The organism is Micromonospora sp. ANENR4 (assembly GCF_015354395.1).
Taxonomy (GTDB): Bacteria; Actinomycetota; Actinomycetes; order Mycobacteriales; family Micromonosporaceae; genus Micromonospora; species Micromonospora aurantiaca.
This window is the reverse complement of sequence record NZ_JADKYQ010000008.1, coordinates 17,052-39,703: the sequence shown is the minus strand read 5'-3', so window position 1 is coordinate 39,703 and position 22,652 is coordinate 17,052. Positions and strand designations below refer to the sequence as shown.

General features: G+C 73.2%; 19 protein-coding genes and 1 other RNA gene. 4 read left to right on the top strand and 16 right to left on the bottom strand.

All coding sequences use genetic code 11. From position 1 onward, the window contains the following. Positions 1 to 121: 121 nt before the first annotated feature. Positions 122 to 530: RNase P RNA component class A (gene rnpB / locus IRY44_RS15370), an RNA gene on the bottom strand. A gap of 216 nt (positions 531 to 746) precedes the next feature. Between rnpB and IRY44_RS15365 the strand changes: the two genes are divergently transcribed. Continuing rightward, on the top strand, positions 747 to 1,508 hold the full coding sequence (locus IRY44_RS15365) for a sulfite exporter TauE/SafE family protein (RefSeq protein ID WP_194801087.1): 762 nt from the start codon (positions 747 to 749) through the stop codon (positions 1,506 to 1,508). 11 nt (positions 1,509 to 1,519) lie between these two features. On the opposite strand, the gene IRY44_RS15360 is transcribed toward IRY44_RS15365, so the two are convergent. Then, a complete protein-coding gene (locus IRY44_RS15360) occupies positions 1,520 to 2,743 on the bottom strand; it encodes an MFS transporter (RefSeq protein ID WP_194801086.1) in 1,224 nt (407 codons plus the stop codon). A 56-nt stretch (positions 2,744 to 2,799) separates the two neighbouring features. On the opposite strand from IRY44_RS15360, the gene IRY44_RS15355 reads away from it, so the two are divergent. Then, positions 2,800 to 3,267 carry a MarR family winged helix-turn-helix transcriptional regulator gene (locus tag IRY44_RS15355; RefSeq protein ID WP_121683530.1) on the top strand — a complete coding sequence of 156 codons (468 nt, stop codon included), beginning with the start codon at positions 2,800 to 2,802 and terminating at the stop codon, positions 3,265 to 3,267. A gap of 44 nt (positions 3,268 to 3,311) precedes the next feature. On the opposite strand, the gene mctP is transcribed toward IRY44_RS15355, so the two are convergent. From mctP to IRY44_RS15320, 7 genes are all read right to left on the bottom strand, one after another. Continuing rightward, positions 3,312 to 4,967, bottom strand: a complete 1,656-nt coding sequence (gene mctP / locus IRY44_RS15350) for a monocarboxylate uptake permease MctP (protein ID WP_194801085.1) — start codon at positions 4,965 to 4,967, stop codon at positions 3,312 to 3,314. After that, entirely contained in the window at positions 4,967 to 5,209 is a 243-nt protein-coding gene (locus IRY44_RS15345) for a DUF3311 domain-containing protein (RefSeq protein WP_013475661.1), read from the bottom strand. Before IRY44_RS15345 ends, mctP begins: the two co-directional genes overlap by 1 nt. A 127-nt stretch (positions 5,210 to 5,336) precedes the next feature. After that, entirely contained in the window at positions 5,337 to 6,491 is a 1,155-nt protein-coding gene (locus tag IRY44_RS15340) for a bifunctional RNase H/acid phosphatase (RefSeq protein ID WP_194801084.1), read from the bottom strand. 5 nt (positions 6,492 to 6,496) lie between these two features. Beyond that, a complete protein-coding gene (locus tag IRY44_RS15335) occupies positions 6,497 to 7,234 on the bottom strand; it encodes a zinc ribbon domain-containing protein (protein WP_194801083.1) in 738 nt (245 codons plus the stop codon). Further along, entirely contained in the window at positions 7,224 to 8,081 is an 858-nt protein-coding gene (locus tag IRY44_RS15330; RefSeq protein WP_194801082.1) for a Nif3-like dinuclear metal center hexameric protein, read from the bottom strand. The genes IRY44_RS15335 and IRY44_RS15330 overlap by 11 nt, the downstream gene beginning before the upstream one ends. Before the next feature lie 94 nt (positions 8,082 to 8,175). Continuing rightward, the gene (locus IRY44_RS15325) at positions 8,176 to 8,757 is read right to left on the bottom strand and encodes a flavoprotein (protein WP_194801081.1); all 582 of its coding nucleotides are present in this window, start codon (positions 8,755 to 8,757) and stop codon (positions 8,176 to 8,178) included. Continuing rightward, complete coding sequence (locus IRY44_RS15320; RefSeq protein WP_194801080.1) at positions 8,754 to 9,983, bottom strand: helix-turn-helix domain-containing protein; 1,230 nt, start codon at positions 9,981 to 9,983, stop codon at positions 8,754 to 8,756. Before IRY44_RS15320 ends, IRY44_RS15325 begins: the two co-directional genes overlap by 4 nt. Positions 9,984 to 10,233: 250 nt before the next feature. On the opposite strand from IRY44_RS15320, the gene IRY44_RS15315 reads away from it, so the two are divergent. After that, on the top strand, positions 10,234 to 10,905 hold the full coding sequence (locus IRY44_RS15315) for a bifunctional DNA primase/polymerase (RefSeq protein WP_120568671.1): 672 nt from the start codon (positions 10,234 to 10,236) through the stop codon (positions 10,903 to 10,905). Between the two features lie 413 nt (positions 10,906 to 11,318). On the opposite strand, the gene IRY44_RS15310 is transcribed toward IRY44_RS15315, so the two are convergent. The 5 genes from IRY44_RS15310 to IRY44_RS15290 are packed head-to-tail and all read right to left on the bottom strand — an operon-like array spanning position 11,319 to position 17,550. Further along, positions 11,319 to 12,041 (bottom strand): FAD:protein FMN transferase, encoded by a 723-nt coding sequence (locus IRY44_RS15310; protein ID WP_194801290.1) that lies wholly within the window; start codon positions 12,039 to 12,041, stop codon positions 11,319 to 11,321. 50 nt (positions 12,042 to 12,091) lie between these two features. After that, positions 12,092 to 12,688, bottom strand: a complete 597-nt coding sequence (locus tag IRY44_RS15305) for an FMN-binding protein (protein WP_194801079.1) — start codon at positions 12,686 to 12,688, stop codon at positions 12,092 to 12,094. A gap of 13 nt (positions 12,689 to 12,701) precedes the next feature. Beyond that, complete coding sequence (locus IRY44_RS15300; RefSeq protein WP_194801078.1) at positions 12,702 to 14,117, bottom strand: ferric reductase-like transmembrane domain-containing protein; 1,416 nt, start codon at positions 14,115 to 14,117, stop codon at positions 12,702 to 12,704. Next, positions 14,114 to 15,487 (bottom strand): DUF1501 domain-containing protein, encoded by a 1,374-nt coding sequence (locus tag IRY44_RS15295; protein ID WP_228532201.1) that lies wholly within the window; start codon positions 15,485 to 15,487, stop codon positions 14,114 to 14,116. Before IRY44_RS15295 ends, IRY44_RS15300 begins: the two co-directional genes overlap by 4 nt. A gap of 14 nt (positions 15,488 to 15,501) precedes the next feature. After that, positions 15,502 to 17,550: a DUF1800 domain-containing protein gene (locus tag IRY44_RS15290; protein ID WP_194801076.1), complete on the bottom strand. Its 2,049-nt coding sequence runs from the start codon at positions 17,548 to 17,550 to the stop codon at positions 15,502 to 15,504. 446 nt (positions 17,551 to 17,996) lie between these two features. Between IRY44_RS15290 and IRY44_RS15285 the strand changes: the two genes are divergently transcribed. Continuing rightward, positions 17,997 to 18,254 carry a DUF3040 domain-containing protein gene (locus tag IRY44_RS15285; protein WP_135241429.1) on the top strand — a complete coding sequence of 86 codons (258 nt, stop codon included), beginning with the start codon at positions 17,997 to 17,999 and terminating at the stop codon, positions 18,252 to 18,254. Positions 18,255 to 18,274: 20 nt separating this feature from the next. Here the strand turns inward: IRY44_RS15285 and IRY44_RS15280 are convergent, their stop codons facing one another. Next, positions 18,275 to 19,267, bottom strand: a complete 993-nt coding sequence (locus IRY44_RS15280; protein WP_194801075.1) for an SWIM zinc finger family protein — start codon at positions 19,265 to 19,267, stop codon at positions 18,275 to 18,277. Next, a complete protein-coding gene (locus IRY44_RS15275) occupies positions 19,264 to 22,584 on the bottom strand; it encodes a DEAD/DEAH box helicase (RefSeq protein WP_194801074.1) in 3,321 nt (1,106 codons plus the stop codon). The genes IRY44_RS15280 and IRY44_RS15275 overlap by 4 nt, the downstream gene beginning before the upstream one ends. Positions 22,585 to 22,652: the final 68 nt, after the last annotated feature.

Genomic DNA, 22,652 nt, shown 5'->3' with positions numbered 1-22,652 from the left:
TGGGCCGTCTGGGCCGTCACCGGGCCGTCAAACACCACCTAGCAATGACCAAGAACGACCATCGACGCCCGAACATAGAACCAGCTCAAAGCCTTGATCACGGCTCTGAGCTGGTGGGCGACGGACGAGTCGACCTGTACGCCGGATTCTGTGACCGGCACGCCCGTAGGCGCACCGGCGGCGGCCATCCATCTCGGCCTGCCGTTGCCGGCAGGCTCCAGCGGCCTACCCGCAGACATCGGGCGGGCAGCCCTCGAGCGTCTGCGCGGGTCGTCATCTTGCGGTGACGGCCCTTTCTTGGCCTTGCTCCGGGTGGGGTTTACCGAGCCACCCCGGTCACCCGGGGTGCTGGTGGGCTCTTACCCCACCGTTTCACCCTTACCGTCCCGTTACGGGCCGGCGGTCTGTTTTCTGTGGCACTGTCCCGCGGGTCACCCCGGGTTGCCGTTAGCAACCACCCTGCCCTGTGGAGTCCGGACGTTCCTCGGCGACGGGCCGGAGCCCGTCGACGCGACCGCCCGGTCGACTCGTCCGTCGCGCCCTCATCCTAACGACGCACCCGCCGCGTCCATTTCCACCCCGGCCCGCGAGTGCGCGCCCGCCACTTCGGGGAGGTGGCGGCATCAACCGACCCTCGATACAGCCACTTCCCCGAGCTGGCGCGGAACCCACTGGCGCGGAACCCACTGGCGCGGAACCCACCGGCCCACCGGCCCGGGAACCGGACGGACTAGCCTCGGGGGATCATGGATCTCTCCGACGCCGCGCTCCTGATCGCCGCCGGCCTCGCCGCGGGCACAGTCAACGCGGTGGCCGGCGGCGGGTCGCTGATCACGTTCCCAGCGATGATCGCCACCGGCCTGCCGCCGGTGGCAGCGAACGTCTCGAACTCGGTGTCGGTCTTCCCGGGGTACGTGGCGAGCGTGGCGGGCAGCCGGGTGGACCTGCCGCGCGGGCGGGAGCTGTGGTCGCTGCTGCCCACCGCAGTGGTCGGCACGATCGCCGGGTGCGTGCTGCTGCTGGCCACTCCCGCGCGGGCGTTCGAGCTGGTGGTGCCGTTCCTGGTGCTGGGCGCGACCGCCGTACTCGCGTTCCAGGGTCCGCTGCGCCGGCTGGTCGGCCATCCGGAACGGCTGGGCGCGCGCCGCCGTACCGTCACGGTGCAGACCATGGTCGCGCTCGGCACTGTGTACGGAGGCTACTTCGGCGCGGCCCTCGGGGTGATGCTGGTGGCCGGGTTGGCGCTGGTGCTCGACGCGACGCTGGCCCGGGTGTCGGCGGTGAAGAACCTGCTCTCCGCAGTGGTGGGCCTCACCACGCTCGTGGTGTTCGCCCTGTTCGGCCCGGTGAACTGGGCGGCCGTCGCGGTGGTCGCGCCGGCCACCCTGTTCGGCGGGTACGCGGGTGCGCGGCTGGCCCGCCGGCTTCCGCAGGTGGTGTTGAAGACGATCATCGTGGTGTTCGGCACCACCATCGGTCTCTACCTGCTGTGGCGCGCGCTGACCTGACCGACGAGCGGTCAGTACGCCTCCCCCACCGGCTCCTCCGGGGCGTGTTCGGCGCGGCGGGCAGCGCGGTTCCAGATCACGCGTTCGCCGTAGCCGGCCGCCATCAGGTGACCGAACGCGAGGTACGCGAGCATGCCGGCGGCGAGCACCCCGAAGCCGACCCAGAACGGCAGCGCCAGGCTGTGCTCGGCGAGCTTGCCGGAGATGATCGGCGCGGGCGCGGCGGCGCCCCAGCGGACCAGGTTGAACGCGCCGGTGGCGACGCGCCGGTCGGCGGAGCCGAGCCCGAGCGCCAGGTCGGTCAGGTTGGCGTTGGCGAGGCCCATGAACAGGCCGGCGACGACGAGGACGACGAGTGACATGGCGGTGCCGGTGGAGGTGGCGAACAGGACCATGCAGACCAGCAGGCCGAGCAGGGCGACGCCGACGGTCTGCACCGCGCCGATGCGGTGGGCGAGCCGGTGCCCGATCAGCAGGATGCCGGCGGCGAGGCCGAGGCCCCAGCCGGTGAACGCCAGGCCGAGCGGGATGACGTCGAGGCGCAGGAACAGCGGCGTGTAGCCGAGTACGACGAAGAAGACGAAGTTGTACGCGGCGGTGACCACGCACAGCGTCACGAACGCGGGTCTGCGGTAGGTGGCGAAGATCTGGCCGAGGCGTACCGGCTGTTGCTTGTTCGCCGGTTCGCGCAGCTTACGGGCGGCGACGCCGAGCGCCAGCACCATGAACACGCCGCAGACGAAGAACGGCAGCCGCCAGCTCACCTCGCCGAGCAGGCCACCGATCAGCGGGCCGACCGCGAAGCCGAGCCCGAGGGCGGTCTCGAAGAGGCCGACCACCCATTCCCTGTCGTTCGCCAGGTTGACCAGGACCACCATGGCGGTGGCGAAGAACATCGCGTTGCCGAGGCCCCAGACGCCGCGCAGCACGGAGAGCTGCACGATGTCGTTGCTGAACGAGGCTCCGATCGCGGCCACGCCGACGACGGAGACGCCGGTGACGAGCACCGGCTTGAAACCGAACCGTCCGCTGGCGAGCGTCGCCGGGATCATGCCTACGGCCATGACCGCGATGTACGCGGTGAAGAGCAGCTCGACCTGCCAGGCGGTGACGCCGATCGCCTCGCCGATGACGGGCAGGATCGGATCGACGACGGCGATGCCGGCGATGGCGAGGAACGCCACGAGCGTGGTGGCGTAGATGGCACTGCGGTTGGGCTCGGATCGGCGATCCACTCCGCAACCTCCCAGATAGCTGTATCGTACAGGTATTTTTCTTGTATCATACAGCTATGAGCGAGGACGTCCACGCCGCCGAGGTCACCCTCGGCCGGATCGAAACCGAGGTCGCGCTGCTGATGCGCTTGGGCGAGGCCACCCGCCGGGGCACCGGCACGATGGAGCACCGGCTGCTCGACCGCGCCGCGTACGTGATCCTGCGGCACCTCGACGCCGCCGGCCCGCAGAACGTCTCGGCGCTGGCCGCGCGGCTGAACCTGGACGGCTCCACCGTCACCCGGCAGGTCTCCGCGCTCCAGCGCGACGGGCTGATCTCGCGTACCCCCGACCCGGCCGACGGGCGCGGCACGGTGATCTCCGCGACGGCGGCCGGGCTCCAGCGGATGGCCGCCGTCCGGGCGGCCCGCACCCGGCTGTACGGCGACATCCTCGCCGCCTGGCCCGAGGCGGACCGGGAGACGCTGGCGGACATGTTGCACCGCCTCAACGAGGCGCTCGACGCGCGCAACCGCCGCCGCTGAGGCGCGTTGCGGGCCCCCGCCCGGCGGACGGGGGCCCGCCTCCCCTACGCCACCGGCTCGCGCGCGGAGTCCGCGTCGCGGTCGGCGCCGGGCGTGACGCGCGGGTCGCCCTCGTCGGCGAAGTAGTCGTCCGGCGTGGTGCCGTCCGGCCCGTCGGCCACCTTCGCGGCGCGCAGCACCAGCGTGAGCAGCGCGGCGACCACCAGGTTCACCAGCACCGCCACGATGCCCACGTAGATCGTCTTCGGCGTGTCGAAGCCGAACTTCTCCAGCGGGAACGCCGACCCGGCGAAGTGCTTCTTCCCGGTCGCCGGGTTGCCGATCTGGTAGAGCATCCACATGCCGAGGCCCATGCCGGCCGCCCAGCCGGCGATCAGCGCGCCCCTGTGGAACCAGCGGGTGTAGAGGCCGAGCGCCACCGCCGGCAGCGTCTGCAGGATGATCACGCCGCCGATGAGCTGGAGGTCGATGGAGAACTGCGGGTCGAGGAAGACGATGCAGGCCACCGCGCCAACCTTCACCACCAGCGAGGTGATCTTCGAGACGTTCGCCTCCTGCGCGGGGGTGGCGTCCCGCTTCAGGTACTCCTTGTAGATGTTGCGGGTGAACAGGTTCGCCGCCGCGATCGACATGATCGCCGCGGGCACCAGGGCGCCGATGCCGATGGCGGCGTAGGCGACCCCGGCGAACCAGTCCGGGAACTGCTGGTCGAACAGCAGCGGCACCACTGTGTTGCCGTCGGTGGTGCCCTCCTTCGCGCCTGGTAGCGGCTTCACGTTCGCCGCGATGGCCATGTAGCCGAGCAGCGCGATCAACCCGAGCAGCAGGCTGTACGCGGGCAGCGCGGACATGTTCCGCTTGATCACGTCGCGGTTCCGGCTGGCCAGCACACCGGTGATGCTGTGCGGGTAGAGGAACAGCGCCAGCGCCGAGCCGAACGCCAGCGTCACGTACTGGATCTGGTTGTTCTGGTTGAGCAGGATGCCGTCGCCGGGCGCGGGTGACGCCTGGAACTTCGCATCGGCCGCGTCGAAGATGGCGCCCCAGCCGCCGAGCTTGTACGGCAGCCAGATCACCGCGACCAGGATCACGATGTAGATCAGCGAGTCCTTGACGAACGCGATCAGTGCCGGGGCGCGCAGCCCTGACTGATAGGTGTACGCGGCCAGGATCGCGAACGCGATGATGATCGGCAGGTGCCGGGCCAGCGCGCTGTCCCCGGTGACGCCCATCGTCTTGAGCACCGCCTCGATGCCGACCAGCTGCAGCGCGATGTACGGCATGGTGGCGACGATGCCGGTGATCGCGACCAGCAGCGCCAGGATCGGCGAGCCGAACCGGTTGCGGACGAAGTCGGCGGGAGTGACGAAGCCGTGCCGGTGCGAGACCGACCAGAGCCGGCACAGCACCAGGAACACCAGCGGGTAGATGACGATCGTGTACGGCACCGCGAAGAAGCCCGCCGCACCGGCCCCGAAGATCAGCGCCGGGACCGCCACGAACGTGTACGCGGTGTAGAGGTCACCGCCGACCAGGAACCAGGTGATCCAGCCGCCGAAGCTGCGCCCGCCCAGTCCCCACTCGTCCAGGTGGGCCATGTCCCTCGGTCTGCGCCACCGGGCCGCCACGAAACCCATGCCGCTGACCAGCAGGAACAGCAGCGTGAAGACGATGATCTCGGTGAGATGGTCCCGCCACATCAGTGGTCACCCCGCTTCTTGGTCATCTGGTAGACCAGCGTGGTCGTGCCGACGCCGAGCAGGATCCAGGCCAGTTGCAGCCAGTAGAAGCGCGGGAAGCCGAACAGCCGGGGCGAGTCGGCGTTGAACAGTGCCGGGATCAGCGGCACCACGATCGGGATGAAGAGCAACCAGTTCCAGGGACTCTTGTCCTTCGCCCTGGATCGCGCCGTGTCGAGCGCCTCCGGTTCCGGTGCGGACATGTGACACCCCTCCGGGCATTCGTAGCGGGCCATGTGACGGCCGGAGGCTACGACCCTGTGACGGGGGTCACGTCCAATCGGGTGATGTCGATGCGCCGAACGGCCGCCGGCATGCGCCGAACGGCCGTCAGAGGTCCGTGAGGTGGGAGGTGTCGTTGACCGAGCGGACCGCGACGCCGCCGTCCGGGTACAGGTCCAGCACCGAGATGCCCGCCGTGTCCAGGTAGAGCCGGTGCAGGAACGCGTCGCCGGCGGCGAGCGCGTCGCGCAGCACCAGCTTGATCGGCGAGACGTGGGAGACCACCACGACCGTCTCCCCCGGGTACGCCGACCGCAGCCGGTCGACCGCCCGCCCGGTCCGTTCGGCCACTGTCACGAACGACTCGCCCTTCGGCGGCGCGACCCTCGTGGAGGCGAGCCAGGCGTCCAGCTCGGCCGCCCAGCCCTCACGTACCTCGGCGAAAGTGTGCCCCTCCCAGACGCCGAAGTCGCACTCGATCAGGTCGTCGTCGGTGCGTACCGGCGGGTTGCCGACCTGCGCGGCGACCGCCTCGGCGGTGGCCGTACACCTCGACAGCGGGGAACTGACCACTGCCGCGACGGACGGCGCCAGCGCGGCCACCCGCTCGGCGGTGGCCCGGGCCTGGGCCCGGCCGCGCTCGGTGAGCGGCACGTCGCCCCGGCCGGAGTAGCGCTTCTGCACGGTGCGTTCGGTCTCGCCGTGCCGGACCAGGATCAGCCGGGTGGCCTCCTCGGTCGGGCGCGGCTCCCAGGAGGCGGGCGTGGTGGCCGGGTCGGTGCCGGTGGCCCGCACGACCGCCGCCTCCCGCGCCGCAGCCTTCACGGGGGCGGCCGCCGGCGCGGCGCCGGACGCGGCGGCGTCCATCGCCGCGTTGGCCAGGGCGTCGGCGTGGCGGTTGCGCTCCCGCGGCACCCAGGTGAACCGTACGGCGGCGAAGCGGCTGACCAGCCCGGCCGCCTGGGCGGCGAGCGGACGCAGCCCGGGGTGCTTGATCTGCCAGCGGCCGCACATCTGCTCGACCACCAGCTTGGAGTCCATCCGCGCCTCGACCTCGGCCGCGCCCAGCTCGGCGGCGGCCTCCAGCCCGGCGATCAGGCCCCGGTACTCGGCCACGTTGTTCGTAGCAGTACCGATCGACTCGGACCGCTCGGCCAGTACCTCGCCGGTCTCCGGGTCCCGGACCACAGCGCCGTAACCGGCCGGGCCGGGGTTGCCCCGGGAGCCGCCGTCGGCCTCGATCACCACCGCGCGCACCGCCACGACGACTACAGGCCCGACTCGTTGGTCCGGACCATGATCCGCCGGCACTCCTCGCAGCGGACCACGTCGTCCGGGTCGGCCTTGCGGATGCGGGCCAGGTCGGCGCCGGACATCTCCAGCCGGCAACCGCCGCAGCGGCCACCGGTGAGCAGTGCCGCGCCCATGCCGGTGTCCTCGCGGATCCTGTCGTACAGGCCGATCAGGTCCGCCGGAAGGTCACCGGCGAGCGGCTGGCGGGAGGTGCGCTTGAACTCCTCCTCCTTGGCGATCTCCGCCAGGGTGTCGTCGCGGCGCTGCTCGGTCGCGGCGCGGCGCTCGCGGGCCTCGGCGAGCCGGCTCTCGATGCCGTCGAGCACGCCCTGCGCGGTCTCCCGCTGCTCCATCAGCTCCAGCTCGGCGTCCTCCAGGTCGCTCTGGCGGCGGTTCAGCGAGACCAGCTCGTGCTGGATCGCCTCCAGCTCGCGGGCCGGGCCGCTGCCCGAGGCCAGCCGGGCCTCGTCCTTGCTCTTGCGCGCCCGCACCTGGTCGACGTCCTTCTCGATCCGGGCGATGTCCCGGTCCAGGTCGTCGACTGCCACCTGGGCGCGGACCCGCTCGTCCTCCAGCGCGGACAGCTCACGCGCCAGGGCCTCCAGCTCGGCACGCTCCGGCAGGGTGCGGCGGCGGTGCGCAAGCTGGGCCAGCGCGGTGTCGATCGCCTGGAGGTCGAGCAGGCGGCGCTGCACCTTCGGGTCAGCCTTCACGTCGGGGCTCCTTGTCGTCCGGCCGGGGCGCGGCGGCGTGCACGGTCCACGGGTCGGTGTCCAGGTCGGACACCACGGTCTCGACGTCCAGCTCGGCGGCCAGGTAGGCGGCCAGGTCGTCCAGCCAGGGTCGCTCCGTCGCCCAGTGGGCGGCGTCCAGCAGCGCCGGGCCACCGGCGGCGAGGTGTTCCCCGGCCGGGTGGTGGCGCAGGTCCGCGGTGAGGAACGCGTCCACCCCGGCCGCGGTCGCCTCGGCGAGGAAGCCGTCCCCCGAGCCGCCGCTGACGGCGAGGGTACGAACCATACGCCCGGGATCCCCGGCGGCGCGAACTCCCCAGGCGGTGACCGGGAGCACGGCGGCGGCCAGCCGGGTCAGCTCGGCGAGCGTCATCGGGGTGGGCAGCTCGCCGATGCGGCCGATGCCCCGGCCGGGCCCGGCGGCGGGCGAGCCGGGGCGGGGCGGGTGCAGCGGGCGCAGCCCGGTCAGCCCGAACCGGGCGGCGAGCGCGTCGGACACGCCCGGGTCGGCCACGTCGGCGTTGGTGTGCGCCACGTGCAGGGCGACGTCCGCCTTGATCAGGCGGTGCACGATCCGGCCCTTGTACGTGGTGGCGGCCACCGAGGAGACGCCGCGCAGCAGTAGCGGGTGGTGCGCGACGATCATGTCCGCGCCGACGTCGAGCGCCTCGTCCACGGTCTCCGGGACCACGTCCACCACACAGGCGACCCGGCGTACCGGGTGGTCGGGCTCGCCCAGCACCAGGCCGACCCGGTCCCACTCCTCGGCCCAGGCGGGCGGATAACGGCGGTCCAGGGCGGCCACCACGTCGGCGACGGTAGTACTCACGGGCGGCCAGCTTACCGGCGTCCGGGCCGGTACACGCCGACCGCCGCCGGGCGCGGCCCCCGGCGTCCGCCGAGGGCCGTGCCCATCGCGCCTCTCAGCCGACCGGAGCGACCGGCCGGTCCGCGCCGCGCAGGGCGGACAGACCGGCGTCCCAGGGGAAGGCGTCCGCGCGCCGGTCCCCCGTGCCGGGCGGATGCAGGCGTACGACGTGGTCGCCGAACACCACCCGGACGCCCCACTGCCCGAGCCGGTCGAGGCTGGCCCGGAACGCCGGGTGCCCGGCCATCGCCTCGTTCGTGTACGGCACGGCAGCGATCGGCACCCCCATCCCCTGCGCCTCGACCAGCAGGCCCAGCGCCAGGGTGTCGGTGATGCCGACCGCCCACTTGTTGATCGTGTTGACGGTGGCCGGGCACACCAGCATGGCGTCGGCCGGGGGCAGCACGTCCGGGTCACCCGGGTTCTTGTAGTGCGTACGCACCGGGTGGCCGGTCTGCCGGGCCAGGGCCGCCCGGTCGACGAACTTCGCGCCGTCCGGCGTGGTGACCACGCAGACCGTCCAGTCCTCCCGCTGGGCGAGGTCGACCAGCCGGCCGACGTGACGGGCCAGCGGCGAACCGCAGGCGATGACATAGAGCACCCGCTGGTGCCCGTTCGCGGTCTCCGGACCGCTCATACTCCGACTCCCATGTGCTCAGCCAACTCCGCGATCGGCGGAGGCGGCGCACCACGTGTGCGACGGAGAATCTCGGACATCAATTCGTGGGCTATCGGCCGGCACCGGATCTCCGACGGCGCGAGCCGGTCACCGCGCAGCAGCATGTCCCCGGCGCTGGCCACGTCACCGATCTGGGAGTAGCCCCGGGCCAGGTCGAGCAGGTGGTGCGCGCGCCGCTCCGGCAGCAGCGCGTTGAACGCGGGCTCGGCCAGCCGCATGTGGGTCTCCACCGCCCGGCCACCGTCGCCCAGCTCGACCGCCGCCGCCGCGCGGTGCAGCTCCAGGTTGGTCGGGCCGAAGGAGGTCCAGTAGTGGTTGTGGTCGCCGCCGAGCAGCTTGGCTGCCTCGTCGGCGCCGGCGAGCAGGTCGTCCACAGTCGCCGAGTCGCCGATCCGGGCGGCCGCCATCGCGCCCTGGAGCAGCAGCATCCCGTACACCGAGAGCCGTTCCGGGCGGACGTCGTTGTCGCCGCCGGGCGCGAGCCGGCCCGCGATGCGGACGTTGAGCTCCAGCGCCGGGCGGGGGCGGCCCATCGCGACGAGCGCGTTGCAGACGCGCGTGGTGGCGATGCCGGCCAGCAGCGGGTCGTCGGCGCGCTGGGCCACCGCCATCGACCGGTCGGCGGCGAGCCAGGCGAGGTCGCACTCGCCGAGCTTGCGCAGCACCGACGAGGCGATCTGGTAGACCTGCCCGAGCAGGTGGGCGGCCTCGCGTACCTGGTCGCCGGCGGCGTAGCCGGCGTCCGCCGCCTGGGCGTCGCGCAGCAGCTTCGGCAGCGCGCGGGTGAGCATGCCGTAGCGGCCGTACTGGTAGGTGAGCCAGGCGTGGTTCACGGCCTTGCGCATGTCGGCCAGCGGCGGGGGGTAGGGCGCCGCGTCGAAGTAGGCGCTCATCGAGTCGTACCGCTCCAGGGCGGTGCGGATCTCCTCCACCTCGACCTGGTCGATGCAGTTGAGCGCGTCGGTACGCCGTTCCGGGTCCTTGCCGTGCAGCAACTGCACGTCGATCTGGAGGATGTCGGCGATCTCGTAGAGCACGGAGAACTTGTCCAGCCGGCGGACGCCGCGCTCCACCTTGTCCACCCAGCTCTTGGACTTGCCGAGCCGGTCGGCGAAGACCTGCTGGGACATCTTGCGGCGGCTCCGCCAGTACGCCACCCGCCGGCCTATGGGCAGTTCGTCCATTCCCGCTCCCTCCCCCTCACGGCGCCGGCCGGTCCCCCCACGTCCCCCAGGCTCGCGCCGATCGCACAGGTTGTGCGTCCACCGTCCAGCCAGTTCTCGTAGTTTTCGTGCAAGTTGCACCGACCGTTAGTCACCTCAACGAGCGTGGGTTACGGCAGTGACGGCTTTCAACGTGTGGCTTGTGGACGGTTCGGCTTGTGAGCGGTCGGGGCTTGTGGACGGTTCGGCGGGACCAGAGGGGACGGCAGACATGTGGAGGAACGTCCGACCGCGCGTCGCTCACCTCTCGCCGCTGGAACGGGTCCGGCTGCGCCGGATCGCGGTGCGGTACGCGCTGCACGGCTGGCCGGTCACCCCCGGCGCCTGCCTGGCGAACAGCCGCTTCGTCTGCGGCCGGGCCGGCTGCCCCACGGTGGGCTGCCACCCGGCCCTGGAGGACTGGGAGCACGCCGCCAGCGCCGACCCGGCCCGGGTGGCCACCTGGTGGCGCAGCCGCCCGCACGGCATCCTGCTGCCCACCGGCCGCGCCTTCGACGTCCTGGAGGTCGCCGCCCACCTGGGCCGGCAGGTCCTGGACGCGGTCGCCACCCATCCCGCCGGATTCGGCGTACGCGGGCCCGCGCTGGTCACCCCGACCGGCCGCTGGATGTTCCTGGTACGCCCCGGCGACCCGCTGCGGCCCGAACTGGAGCACTGCTTCCACGTGGTCCGCCACGGACCCGGCTCGTGGATTCCGGCCCCGCCGACCCGGCTGCCCGAGGGGACGGTGCGCTGGGCGGTCGCCCCGGAGCAGGCCCGCTGGCAGCTACCCGACTCGTACCTGGTGCAGAACGCGCTGATCGCCGCGTTACGGGCGGCCGGGGTGACGCTCGGCGCGGACCTGTTCCCCGGCCATCTCCCGCTGCCCCGCCGGGGCCGCTGACGTTTCTCCTGGTCATGGTCGGTCCGGCGCCCCGGACGGGTGGCCGACAGCGACCTCACCGGCACCGGACTCGTTGAACCTGGCGAGGGCGCGTCTGCGCCAGAGCGGGGGTTTGACCATGTCCAGGGACGACGCTGCCCGCCACACCGGCGGTACCGAGCCGGCGCGGCCCCGCCGCCGCCTGCACCCGTGGGCCTTCACCCGACCGCTGGGCGTCCGCCCCGGCCGCCCTCGCCCGACGGGCTCCCGCCCCGCCATCCTCCACCGCCCCCTCCGCTGACCCCGCCTCTCCTCTCCCTCCCAGCCCGCGCCTCGCCCGACGCCCCGTTGATCATGAAGTTGGCGGTGCGACACGCCGGGCGGCGGTGCCGCTAACTTCATGAGCAACGGGGCAAGGGGGAGGGGGACGTAGGTCAGGAGAGCGGGAGGGTGCGGGAGTGGTGTTGGTGAGCGTCGTCCGTAACCACGGCGTGCTGCCAGGGGGACGGTAGGCGGTCCAGCCAGGCCAGGCCCGGTTCGCCCATCGCCACCGCGGCTGTCGCGTACGCGTCGGCCACGCCCAGGTCCGGGCCCACCACAGTCACCGAGCGCAAGCCCGTCGCCGGTACGCCCCGGCGCGGGTCGACGACGTGGTGGCCGCGCTCGTACACGCCCGAGGTGGCGACCGCCAGGTCGGTGCCGGTCAGCGCCAGACAGATCGCCGCCGCGTCCCAGGGATGCCGCACCCCGATCCGCCACGGCTGCCGTGTCGCGTCGCGGCCGCGTACGCGCACGTCGCCGCCCGCGTTCACGCAGTGGTTCGGCGCGCCCGCGGCGACCAGCCGGTCCGAGGCGACCTGCGCCGCCCAGCCCTTCACGTAGCCGGACGGGTCGAGGCGCCCGGTCGCGTACGCGTCGAAGAACCCGTCGGTGGCGGTCCACAGGTCGGCGCAGGCGGCCAGCACGGCCCGCAGGTCGGCGGAGGCGTCGGCGACCCGCAGCTCGCCCCGGTCGATCCGGCACAACTCGCTGTCGTCCCGGTACGTGCTGAACCGCGCGTCCACCTCGCGCAGCCAGCCGAACGTGTCCCCGGCCAGCTCGTGCAGGGTGGACGCGGGCAGGTCGTCGGCCAGGTCGAGGCTGATCGCCGTGCCCATGATGTGTTCCACCCGGCGCAGGCCGGGACGAACGGCGGAGGCCGGGACGGTCACGCCTTGTCCAGTGCGCCCTGCAACGACTGCTTGTACGCGGTGCTGGTGTAGGTGGCCCCGGACACGGTGCTCAGGTTGGCGCTCTGCCGGGCCACCACCTCGCCGGAGGTGCCGCTGTAGCGGGCCTGCACGTCGTCGCTGCGCTGCCCGGACTGCCCGCCCAGCGGCAGCCCGATCCCCGTGGCGTCGACGATGCGGCTGCCGCTGAGCGTGATCCGGACCTGGAGCGAGCCGTACTCGTAGGTGACCGACGGCCCGGTCACCGTGCGGGTGGTGACCTTCGGCGCGCTGGTGGTGGTCCGTGGCGCGGCGGGTGCGGTGGTGGTACGGGTGCCGCCCCGGCTGGCCGCGCTGCGGTCGGCGGTCGGCTTCGGGGTCGGCTTCGACGAGGCGCGCGGCGACGGGGTGACGTCGGCGGGCGCGGAGCCGGTGGGCGACGGCGGTTCGGGCGCGGCCGAGCCGCCGGGGGCGACCGGGGCGAGCGCGGCCGGTACGTCCGCTCCGGCCTGCCCGGCGCCCGGCGCGCCCTTGAGCACCACCAGTGCGGTGGTGCCGGCGGCCAGTCCGGTGATCGCGAGCAGCGCGCGACGCATGGGTAGTGCCTCTCTACAGCTCGAACGCGGTCAGGTGGATCTGGCGGCGGGGCACGCCCGCCGCCCGCAGCGCGGCGACCGCCTCGTCGACCAGGCCCCCGGGGCCGCACAGGTAGACGTCGCGGCGGGTCAGGTCGGGCACGAGCCGGCGCAGGCCCTCGGGGTTCATCACCTGGCGGGGGCCGGGGTCGTCACGGCGGCCGACGACGTACCAGACGGAGGTGTGCCGGGCCTGCGCGAGCCAGTCCAGCTCCTGGTGCAGCAGCACGTCGGCCGGGGTACGCGCCCGGTAGATCAGCGCCGCGCCGGGCGGCAGTTCCTCCAGCATCGCCCGCAACGGCGCGATGCCGCTGCCCCCGGCGATGAGCAGCGCCCGTTCCCGGGTGCGGTGCGCGGCGGTGAACGTGCCGGAGGGGCCCTGCGCCCAGACCCGGGTGCCGGGCGTGAGGTCGCGCAGTTCGGCGGTGTACCCGCCGACGACCTTGACGGTGATCCGCAGCCAGCGGTCGTTGGCGGCGGCGGAGACGGAGAACGGGTGCGACTGCCACCAGCAGCCGGGGTTCAGGAAGCGCCAGCGGAAGAACTGCCCGCCGAGCAGGTCGATCTGGTTGAGCCGCTGCCCGGTCAGGTAGACCGAGACGGTGTCCGGGCTCTCCGCCACGACGTCGGCGACGCGCAGGCGGTGCCGCAGGTTGAACATCAGCGGCGCGAGCATCCGGCCCCACACCAGCGCGGCCACGACCAGCAGGTACGCGGCGATCCAGCCGGTACGCACCGGGCCTGGTTCGTAGAGCTGTGCGCCGTTGCTGAACTGGTGCGCGTAGCCGAGCAGCAGCGTGAGGTAGCTGGCGGCGTGCAGCAGGTGCCACAGCTCGTACGGCAGGCGGCGCCGCACGGCGCGTACCGCGGTGAACGCGACAGTGACCAGGATCCCGGCGGCGAGGAACGCGGTGACCATGTCCTCGTAGTCGGTCAGCAGCGCGCCGACCTCGCCGAGCACCGTCTTGCGTTCCTGGCGGGCGTAGCCGACCACCAGCAGCGACATGTGCGCGAGCACCGCCACCAGCAGCGTCGCACCGAGGTCCCGGTGCACCCGGGAGATCCGCTCGCCGCCGAGCGCGCGTTCCAGCACGCCGAGCCGGCTCATCATCAGCACCTGCACCAGCAGCAGGTAGCCGGCGATCAGGCCGGTGATCCGGCCGCCCGCGGTGAGCAGGTCGGCGGTGTCGGCGAGCGATCCGGCCGGGGTGTCCAGCCACCACGGTCCGACCGCGGCGACCAGGCCCAGCCAGAAGAACGCGGCGAGCACACGCCGGCCGCCGGGTCCGCGACGCGGACGACCCGGGGGTACGGGGGCAGCCGGACGGCCGCCGTACGGGGCGGGATGCCCGGTACGGCGGCCGGCGGCGCGGATGTCCTGGTACGTCACGCGTAGATCTTGACCGGGGTGAACTTCTGCCGGGGGAAGACCTTGTCCACCTGGGCGGTGGTCAGGCCGAAGCGGCCCTGCGCGACCGATCCGTAGACGTTGAACATGTTGTTGTATTCCGGCACGTCGCCGCTGTCCAGCTTGTCCAGCCCGTTCCAGGTGCCGAGCAGCGAGTTCGCGAGCTTGCGGCCGGACAGCACGGTGACCACGCCGCCGTGCCCGTGGTCGGTGCCGCCGCCGTTGGAGCCGACCCGGCGGCCGAACTCGCTGGACACCATGATGGTCACGTCCGCCGCCTGGTCGCCCAGGTCGGTGAAGAACGCGGCCATCGCGTTCGCCAGTTCGTTGAGTCGCCGCCAGAGCTGGCCACCCTCGCGGGTGCCCTGGTTCTCGTGGGTGTCGTAGCCGCCCATGCCGACCGTGGCCACCCGCACGTTCGCGCCGCCCTTGATGAGCTGGGCGAGCTGCTTGAACGCGTTCCCGACGCCCTGGTACTGGACGCCCTCGGCGGCGGCGTACGGCTTGGCGGCGAGCTTCTGCGCGGTGGCGAGCGCGCCCATGCCCTCCTGCACCGCCTCCTCGACCGGGTGGTTGATGCCGGTGAACAGGCCACGGATGGCCTTCTCGGTGGCCGCGCGGTACTTGTCGGCGCCGTTGAGCCGCAGGTCGCCGACGCTGTTGAGGGAGATCGCGCCGTTCACGCCGACCAGCGAGCGGGGCAGCGTGCTGCCGATGCCGACGCTGCGGAACGCGGTGCCCTTGCCCAGCGAGTCGACGAGGCTGTCCAGCCAGCCCCGGCCGCCGGTCTCGCCGGGCAGGCCGCCCAGGTTGCACGCGTCGGCGGCCTGGAAGTGGCTGCGCGACAGGCGCGGGTCGGACACGGCCGGCACGAAGCCGAGCTGCCCGGCCTTGAGCCACTTCTCCAGCGGCGCGAACGCGCTGGTGAGCTTGAAGCCGCGGGCCAGCGCCAGCGAGTCGTTGCCGAGCAGCAGGTCGGGGCGCGCCTTGGCGAGCACCGGGTCATCGGCGGGAGCGACCAGGCTCAGCCCGTCCAGCCCGCCGTAGAGGAAGACGTGGATCAGCGTGCCGGTCTTGGTCGCGGCGAACGACGCCGACGTGGTGACGAACTGCGCGGTCGCGAGCGCGGTCGCGGTCGCGGCGGCGCCGGCGACGAAGGTACGCCGGGTGACGCCCCGGCCGTCCTGCTGCGCCTCCTCGATCTCCTCCAGCCGGCGGTACCGGTCGGTCTCGGCCGCGTTCTCGGCCGCGACGATGTCCGCCTCCGCGCGCAGCAGCGCCTCGGCCGGGTTGTCGGCCAGCCGCCGCAGGTCGGGGCATTCGGGGTGCAGGGGGTACGGGTTCACGGTCATCTCCATCGAATGCCTCACCGGAGGTGGTGCTGGGGGGACGCGAGGATCGTCCGCGCGACAGCGGCGATGGCCCCGTTGAAGGTGGCGTCGACCTTGGCGCTCTCGGCCACGCCGGCGACGGCGAGCACGAGCTTCCTCTCCTTGGCGCTCAGCTTCTGGTGCACCAGCCGCTGGGCCAGCGCGTCCACGTACGCCCCGGCGGTGGCCGGCGGCTTCGCCACCAGCTTCTCCGGCTTCACGAAGGTGAACTGCTTGCGGTAGCCGGCGATCAGGTCACCGGCCTCGTTCCAGCCGTCGATCATGGTGCCGGCCGAGGTCCAGGCCAGGTACACGTCGGCGTAGCCGTCCGGGGTGGGCTTGCCCATCGGGTACTGGCCGAGTTCGCGCATCTTGTCCTGGATCTGCCGCAGGCCCTGCGCGAACGGGGTGCGCCGGTTGTCGCCGGAGTAGTCGGGGGCCGCGTCCGGCGAGACGCCGAGCGCCCGGTACGTGGCGACCAGGTACTCCATCGGGCGGCGTACCTTCTGCCCGACCGCGGCCCAGAACTCCGAGGAGCTGAACAGCGTCGCCAGCACCGGCCGGATCTGCCCCTTGTTCGTGGTGTACGCCTTCGCGAGCCGGTCCACCACGGACTTCGGCGGGGTGTCGGAGACGAAGCGGGTGGCGAGGTTCTGCGCCACGTACCGCGCGGTCGACGGGTGCATCGCGATGTAGCGGATGTACGAGTCGATGACCTTGTCGGCGGCCACCGGGTCGTCGGAGTTGTTGGCGTGGCTGAACCCGAGGATCTTCACCTTGCCGAGGTAGTGCCGCTCGGCGAAGAACTTGTACTTGCCGTCGGCGACACCGCGTCCGGTCTGGAGCAGTGCGGCCTGGCGGACGTCCTTCTCGGTGTAGCCGCCGTCGACGCCGACCGAGTACAGCTCCAGGTTCTCCCGGGCCAGGTTCTCGTTGACCGCGTCCTTACGCGAGTCGACCTGGTTCAGGTAGAGCAGCAGCGCCGGGTGCTTGTTCGCGGCGACGAGCATCTCCGGGTAGCTGCCCAGCGCGTGCTTGCGGATGACGTCCCGGTCGAACGCGTTGCGGTAGTTCTCCCCGCCGTCGAAGTCGGCGGCGACGTGCAGGAAGTCGTTCCAGAAGTCGACCATCACCTCGAACAGCTGGCGGTCGGACCAGATCTGCCGGGCGATGGTGGCGTCCACCGTCTCCCGGGCCGGGTCGACGCCCTTCTCGTTGAGCTGCTCGCGCTGGTCACGCAGCTGCGTCGGGCTCAGCTTGAGCGACTGCAGCTCGGCCAGCTTCAGCTCGGCCTTCGTCGGGGCCTGCTTCTCCGGCTGGAGCTGCCCACGCAGCCAGTCGTCGATGCCGACCCGCTTGACCTCGGCCATCATCTTCTGCGTCGGACCGAAGGTGGTCCGGCTCAACAGGTGCCGGATCGGGTCCTTGGCGAGCACCGTCTTCACAGTCACCTTGGTCGCCGCGGCGGCTTCGGCCGGGCTGCCGTAGAGCCGTCCGCCGGACGGCGCGTTGCGCTTGAGCGCCTCGCCGGCCCGGGAGCCCATGTAGCTCTCGTTCTGCTCGGTGTAGGTCCGTACCGTGCTGGGCTGCTGCCCGCTGGGCCGGGCGGCGTTGCCATCGGTGGTCACGGTGCCGGTGGCGTCGCCGGCCGGCGCGTCACTGAACAGGCCGCGCACCTGCGGGGACATGGCCAGGGCGGCGCCACCGGCGACCACCACGGCACCGCCGAGGGTGGCGAGCGCCCGGCGCCGGCCCCGCTTCGGGGCCTCGTCGCCGTCGTCGTCCAGGTCGGGCAGTCCACCGCCGGGCGGCGGGCCGTACCCGCCTGCGGGCTGGGCGTAGCCGCCGGACTGGGGGTAGCCGGCGGGGGCCGGCGCGGCGGGGGCGAACCCGTTCGGCCCGACCCACTGCGGGCCTGCGGCGGGGTGAGCGCCGGCGTGCGGCGCGGCGTGCGGGTCGCGGTACCCGTCCGGATGGGGGTGCTGGTATCCGTCCCAGCCGCGATCGTCCCGGGGGCGACGCGGTGGCACGTTCAGGTCGGCCATGTACCTATCCCGTTTTCTTCGAGCGCCGGCACGCCTGCCACCCGGGGGGTCGGGTGGCGCAGGGGCGGCGACGGTTGCCGGAGAAGTTGCCTACGGGAAAGTAGCCATGCCGTCCCGGCCGCTCAAGGCGCGCCGGACGCGCTCGTGAGCGCACTTAAGACAGTGCTCATACCTGCCGGGGAGGGCGCGTCCCGACCGCCGGGGCGCGGCGGCCTCCGGAGCAGGGCCGACCCGGGCGCACAGCGCCCGGATGCGAGGTTTCGCACCCCGCCGACGCCGCCGGACGCGTTCAGCGCCTCACCGAAACTTAAGGTACGGATAAGCCTGCGCTGAGAAGCTCGTTCCCCCTGTCCGGTACGGCGAAACAGCAGCAGCGGCGGCGCGTGACCGGCCTCCGATCCGGGTATGCCGCCGAACCGCTGAAGCCGTGAGGGGAAGGCACCGCCATGCTCAGCCAAGAGGATCAGCGCAGGTTCGAACAGATCACCCGCCAGCTGCGGGAGAGTGATCCACGTTTCTTCGCCCGGTTGGACAGCCGGATCAAGGGCCGCCGGGGCCGGTACATGATGCTGTTGACGATCGTGCTGTGGGCGTCGCTGCCGGCGATGACAGTGCTCGTCGGACGGCTCGCCGGGGCGATCTGCGCGGTGGTGCTCGTCGCCAACGCCGCAGTGATGTGGCGCTTCCGCCGCCGCCTCCTTTAGGCGTGAGGAAGGGCCCCTTGTCAACGCTCGCCTGCGGGTTCGCCGCGGCCGAACTCCCTGGGGGACGCGGCTTCGCCGCGGCTGAACTCCCGGTACGCCCGGCGCAGCCGCTCGGCCAGGCCCGGCCCGCCGATCCCGGCACCGGGTGAACCGAGCTGGCGCAGCAGCAACTCCGGGCCGGTGGCCAGCGTGGGCGGACGGTCCGGCAGCGCCACCGGCGACAGCCAGAACCGGGCCGGTTCGGCGTCCGCCTCGACCGGCGGCAACCCGGCCAGGGCTCGCGCCGCGCCGACCACCGGCACACCGGTCGTCCCGGCCGGCTCCGGCCCGGCACCCGGCACCGCCTCCGCGCCATCGACTGCGCCAGCACCGCCGGCTCCGCCAGGACCGCCGGCTCCGCCCAAGCTGCCGGTATCGGCGGCGCGCAGCGTACGCAGCCGGTCCAGCAGCTCGGTGCGGGATCGGCCGCGCCAGTGCAGCAGGTGGAACGGGTCCGCGTCGAACGCCTCGGCGAGCAGGTAGAACGTGGCCGCCAGGTGTTTGCACGGCACCGCGAAATCCGGGCAGCCGCAGCGCTGGTCCAGCTCGCCGATCTCGGCCGGGAACAGCGGCGCGCCCGCCTCGGCGAACAGCTCCTCCAGTTCGGCCGGCAGGTCACCGGCGAGCAGCCGGGCGCTGAAGAACGCCTGCCCGGCCAGTTCGGCCTCGATCCGCCGCCAGGTCTCCTCCGGGTACGCGGCCAGCCCGATCCGCACCGGGTAGGGCCGTGGCCGGGAGCCCTGCACCTCGGCGGTGACCTCGCCCGGCGACACGTCCAGCCGCAGCACCTGGCCCCGGCGCGCGTACGCCCGTCCGCGGGTGAGCCGGGAGCCGAGCGCGAACGACTCCAGCACCTCCACGAAGCGCCGGGACCACCAGGACTGACCGATCGCGCCCCTGGTGCTGCGGGCCCGCAGGCCGCCCTCGACGCGTACCGGCGGCCCGTAGTCCTCGAACCGGTTGAACGGGCTCACTCGACCACCGCCCCGGACTCCAGCCGGAACAGGTCACGCAGCGTGTCGGTGGACAGCTCGGTGACCCACTGCTCGCCGCTGCCCACCACCGACCGGGCCAGGCTGCGCTTGTCGGCGATCATCGCGGCCACCTTCTCCTCGACGGTGCCGGCGCAGACGAACTTGCGTACCTGCACGCGGCGGCGCTGTCCGATGCGGAACGCCCGGTCGGTGGCCTGGTCCTCGACGGCCGGATTCCACCACCGGTCCACGTGCACCACGTGGTTGGCGGCGGTCAGGGTGAGCCCGGTGCCGCCGGCCTTCAGTGACAGGACGAACAGCGGCGGACCCTGCGGCGTCTGGAACCGGGTCACCATCGCGTCCCGTTCGGCCTTGCCGACGCCGCCGTGCAACAGCAGGACCTCCCGTCCGGTACGCGCCGACAGGTGCCCGCGCAGCATGCCGCCGAACTCGGCGTACTGGGTGAACAGCAGCGCCTTCTCCTCCGCCGCGAGCACCTCGTCGACGATCTCGTCGAGGCGTTCCAGCTTGCCGGACCGGCCGTCCAGCGCGGATCCGTCGTGCAGCAGCTGGGCGGGGTGGTTGCAGACCTGCTTGAGCCGGGTCATGGTGGCCAGCACCAGTCCGCGCCGCTCGATCCCGTCGCTGGACTCGATCTTCGCCATCATGTCGTCGACCACGGCGCGGTAGAGGGCGGCCTGCTCGGCGGTGAGGTTGCAGACCACCTCCATCTCCAGCTTCTCCGGCAGGTCGGTGATGATCGTCGGGTCGGTCTTGAGGCGGCGCAGCACGAACGGGCCGGTGATCCGGCGCAGCCGCTCGGCCACCTCGGCGTCGCCGTGCCGCTCGATCGGTTCGGCGAAGCGCTTGCGGAACGTCGCGGCCGGGCCGAGCAGCCCCGGATTCGCGAACTGCATGATCGACCAGAGGTCGGCGAGCCGGTTCTCCACCGGCGTACCGGTGACCGCGACCCGGTGCCGCGCGGGCAGCGACCGGACCGCCTCGGCCTGGCGGGTTGCGGCGTTCTTGATCGCCTGCGCCTCGTCCACCACCACCCGGTGCCAGTCGACGCCGGCCAGCTCGAACGCGTCCCGGGCGGCCACCGAGTACGTGGTGAGCACCAGGTCCGCCTCGCCCACTGCGGTCGCGAAACTCTCGCCCCGGGCGCGCTCGGCGCCGTGATGTACGTGTACGCGCAGTCCGGGCGCGAACTTCGCCGCCTCGCGCTGCCAGTTGCCGACGAGCGACATCGGGCAGACCAGCAGCGTGGGCCCGGCGTCCGGCGGGTCCCCGGCGAGCAGGGCGAGCAGCTGCACGGTCTTGCCGAGGCCCATGTCGTCGGCGAGGATGCCGCCGAGCCCGAGCGACTGGAGGAACGCCAGCCAGGCGAGCCCGCGCCGCTGGTACGGCCGCAGCGTCCCGGTGAACCCCGGCGGCGGGTCGGCCGGGGTGAGCCGCCGTTCCGCCTCACCGGCGAGCAGTTCGCCGAGCGCGCCGTCGGCGACCACGTCCAGCACCGGCAGCTCACCGGCACTGTCGTCACCGGACAGTCCCATCCGGAGCAGGTCGGCCACCGTCAGCTCGCCGGAGGACCGCAACAGCTTCAGCCCGGCCTCCAGCCGCTGCGGGTCCAGCTCGACCCACCGGCCGCGCAGCCGGACCAGCGGCGACTTCAGGTCGGCCAGCGACGCCAGCTCCTCGGCGGTCAGCGGCTCGTCGCCGAGTGCCAGCTCCCAGCGGTAGTCGACGAGCGCGTCCAGCCCCAGCTTCCCGGTGTTGGTGGCGACAGCACCCGGCGCGGTACGGCTGCGCGCCCGCAGCCGCGCCCCCAGCCGCGACGAGGAACGCCGCCACCACGACGGCAGCAGCACCCCGAACCCGGCCGCGTGCAGCACCGGCGCGCCCTCGCGCAGGAACCGGTGTGCGCCCTCGGCGTCCAGTTCCATGCCCTCGGGCGCGGCGGTACGCAGCGCGGCGTCCACCTCGGGCCACAGCCGGCTGGCCCGGCCCAGCTCGGCGAGAAGCGTCTCCTGCGGCTCCACGCCCCGGGCGGCGAGCGCCGGTGCGGGCCGCTGCCAGATGTGCGCGGCGTCGACCACGAGTCCCGGCTCGTCGGCCGGGTGCAGGCCGAACTCGACCCGCCAGACGGCGTCCTCGACCAGTTCGGCGACCGGGTCGACGGCCGGCTCGACGAGGCGGAACGTGGCCCGTACCGCGCCGCCCGCGGCGTCGCGCTGCCAGGCGTCCAGTTCGTCGCGCAGCGTCGCCAGCGCGTCCGGCTCGGCCGGGAAGGCGCGTTCCGGGCCGGTGAGCGCGGCCAGCCAGCGCGGCACCGCGCCGACCGGGCGCATCCCCCGGTGCAGCCGGGCGTCGGTCAGCGCCACCCGGGCGGCGGCGTCGACGAGCTCGTCCAGCGCCTCCGCGACCAGCTCACCGGCCCCGACGTCGTCGGCCCGCCCGGCCCACACGTCCTCCGCCGGACCGCTCGGCCCGCTTCGCGGGGCACTTCCTTCCGGCGAGCGCCCGGCGCCGCCGCCCGTCCGGACATCAGCCGACCCCGAGACGACCGCCGCGCCGCCGATGGCAGCCCGCGCGGCCGAGACCTCGGGTCGCCACTCGCGAGCGGCGCAGGCCGCCGGTGGCAACGCCGTCGCCAGGTCGCGCGCCCAGGCCGCGTCGGTGCCGGTGAGCAGTGGCCGCCAGAGCGCCCACGCCGTCGCCACGTCGGCCGCCCCGACGGCCCGCAACGGCCGCCCGGACCCCGCCGCACCCGAGCCGACCGCGCCCGAGGCCGCCGGTGAGCGTCGCGCCGAGGTCCGCCCGCCGGTCGCGGCCGACCCGCCAGCGCCACCACCGGGGTACGCCTCGAGCACGACCGGCAGCAGCCGGCCGCGTACGACCAGGTCGGCGGCGAAGTCGGCCAGCTCGCACAGGTGACGCAGGCTCGCCCCGACCGGGCCCGGCATCGGGGTGCGCAGCAGCGCGTACGCGTCGTCCGGGGCGTACCCCAGGGCGGGAGCCCGCCATCCGGCGCGGGTGACCGGGCCGCGGACCGGTTCCCCGACGGTGGCCCGGACCAGTTCCGGCGAGTCCAGCGGCGAGCCGGCCCGGGTCGGCAGGTCCAGCCGGACGGAGATCGGCTCGCCGGGCGGGCCGTCGAGCGCGGCGGCGAGCGCGGCGTGGTCGGCGGCGAACGGGTGCGGGCGTTCGCGCGGGACGCGGCCGGGACGGCGGGGCGCGCGGGCCGGGAGCGTGCTGTCCTCGGCCCACAGGGCGAGCCCGGCGCCGGGCAACCACAACCCGTGGACGACCAGCACTGCTCCCCCTCGACGGCGCCGGGTCCCGGAGACGACGCCCGGGGGCCAGGATAGGCGGCGGGTCGCGG

Coding starts and splice junctions, on each gene's coding strand:
- IRY44_RS15365 (WP_194801087.1), top strand. CDS start 747: ATGGATCTCTCCGACGCCGCGCTCCTGATCGCCGCCGGCCTCGCCGCG.
- IRY44_RS15355 (WP_121683530.1), top strand. CDS start 2,800: ATGAGCGAGGACGTCCACGCCGCCGAGGTCACCCTCGGCCGGATCGAA.
- mctP (WP_194801085.1), bottom strand. CDS start 4,967: ATGTGGCGGGACCATCTCACCGAGATCATCGTCTTCACGCTGCTGTTC.
- IRY44_RS15345 (WP_013475661.1), bottom strand. CDS start 5,209: ATGTCCGCACCGGAACCGGAGGCGCTCGACACGGCGCGATCCAGGGCG.
- IRY44_RS15325 (WP_194801081.1), bottom strand. CDS start 8,757: ATGAGCGGTCCGGAGACCGCGAACGGGCACCAGCGGGTGCTCTATGTC.
- IRY44_RS15320 (WP_194801080.1), bottom strand. CDS start 9,983: ATGGACGAACTGCCCATAGGCCGGCGGGTGGCGTACTGGCGGAGCCGC.
- IRY44_RS15315 (WP_120568671.1), top strand. CDS start 10,234: ATGTGGAGGAACGTCCGACCGCGCGTCGCTCACCTCTCGCCGCTGGAA.
- IRY44_RS15310 (WP_194801290.1), bottom strand. CDS start 12,041: ATGGGCACGGCGATCAGCCTCGACCTGGCCGACGACCTGCCCGCGTCC.
- IRY44_RS15305 (WP_194801079.1), bottom strand. CDS start 12,688: ATGCGTCGCGCGCTGCTCGCGATCACCGGACTGGCCGCCGGCACCACC.
- IRY44_RS15295 (WP_228532201.1), bottom strand. CDS start 15,487: ATGACCGTGAACCCGTACCCCCTGCACCCCGAATGCCCCGACCTGCGG.
- IRY44_RS15290 (WP_194801076.1), bottom strand. CDS start 17,550: ATGGCCGACCTGAACGTGCCACCGCGTCGCCCCCGGGACGATCGCGGC.
- IRY44_RS15285 (WP_135241429.1), top strand. CDS start 17,997: ATGCTCAGCCAAGAGGATCAGCGCAGGTTCGAACAGATCACCCGCCAG.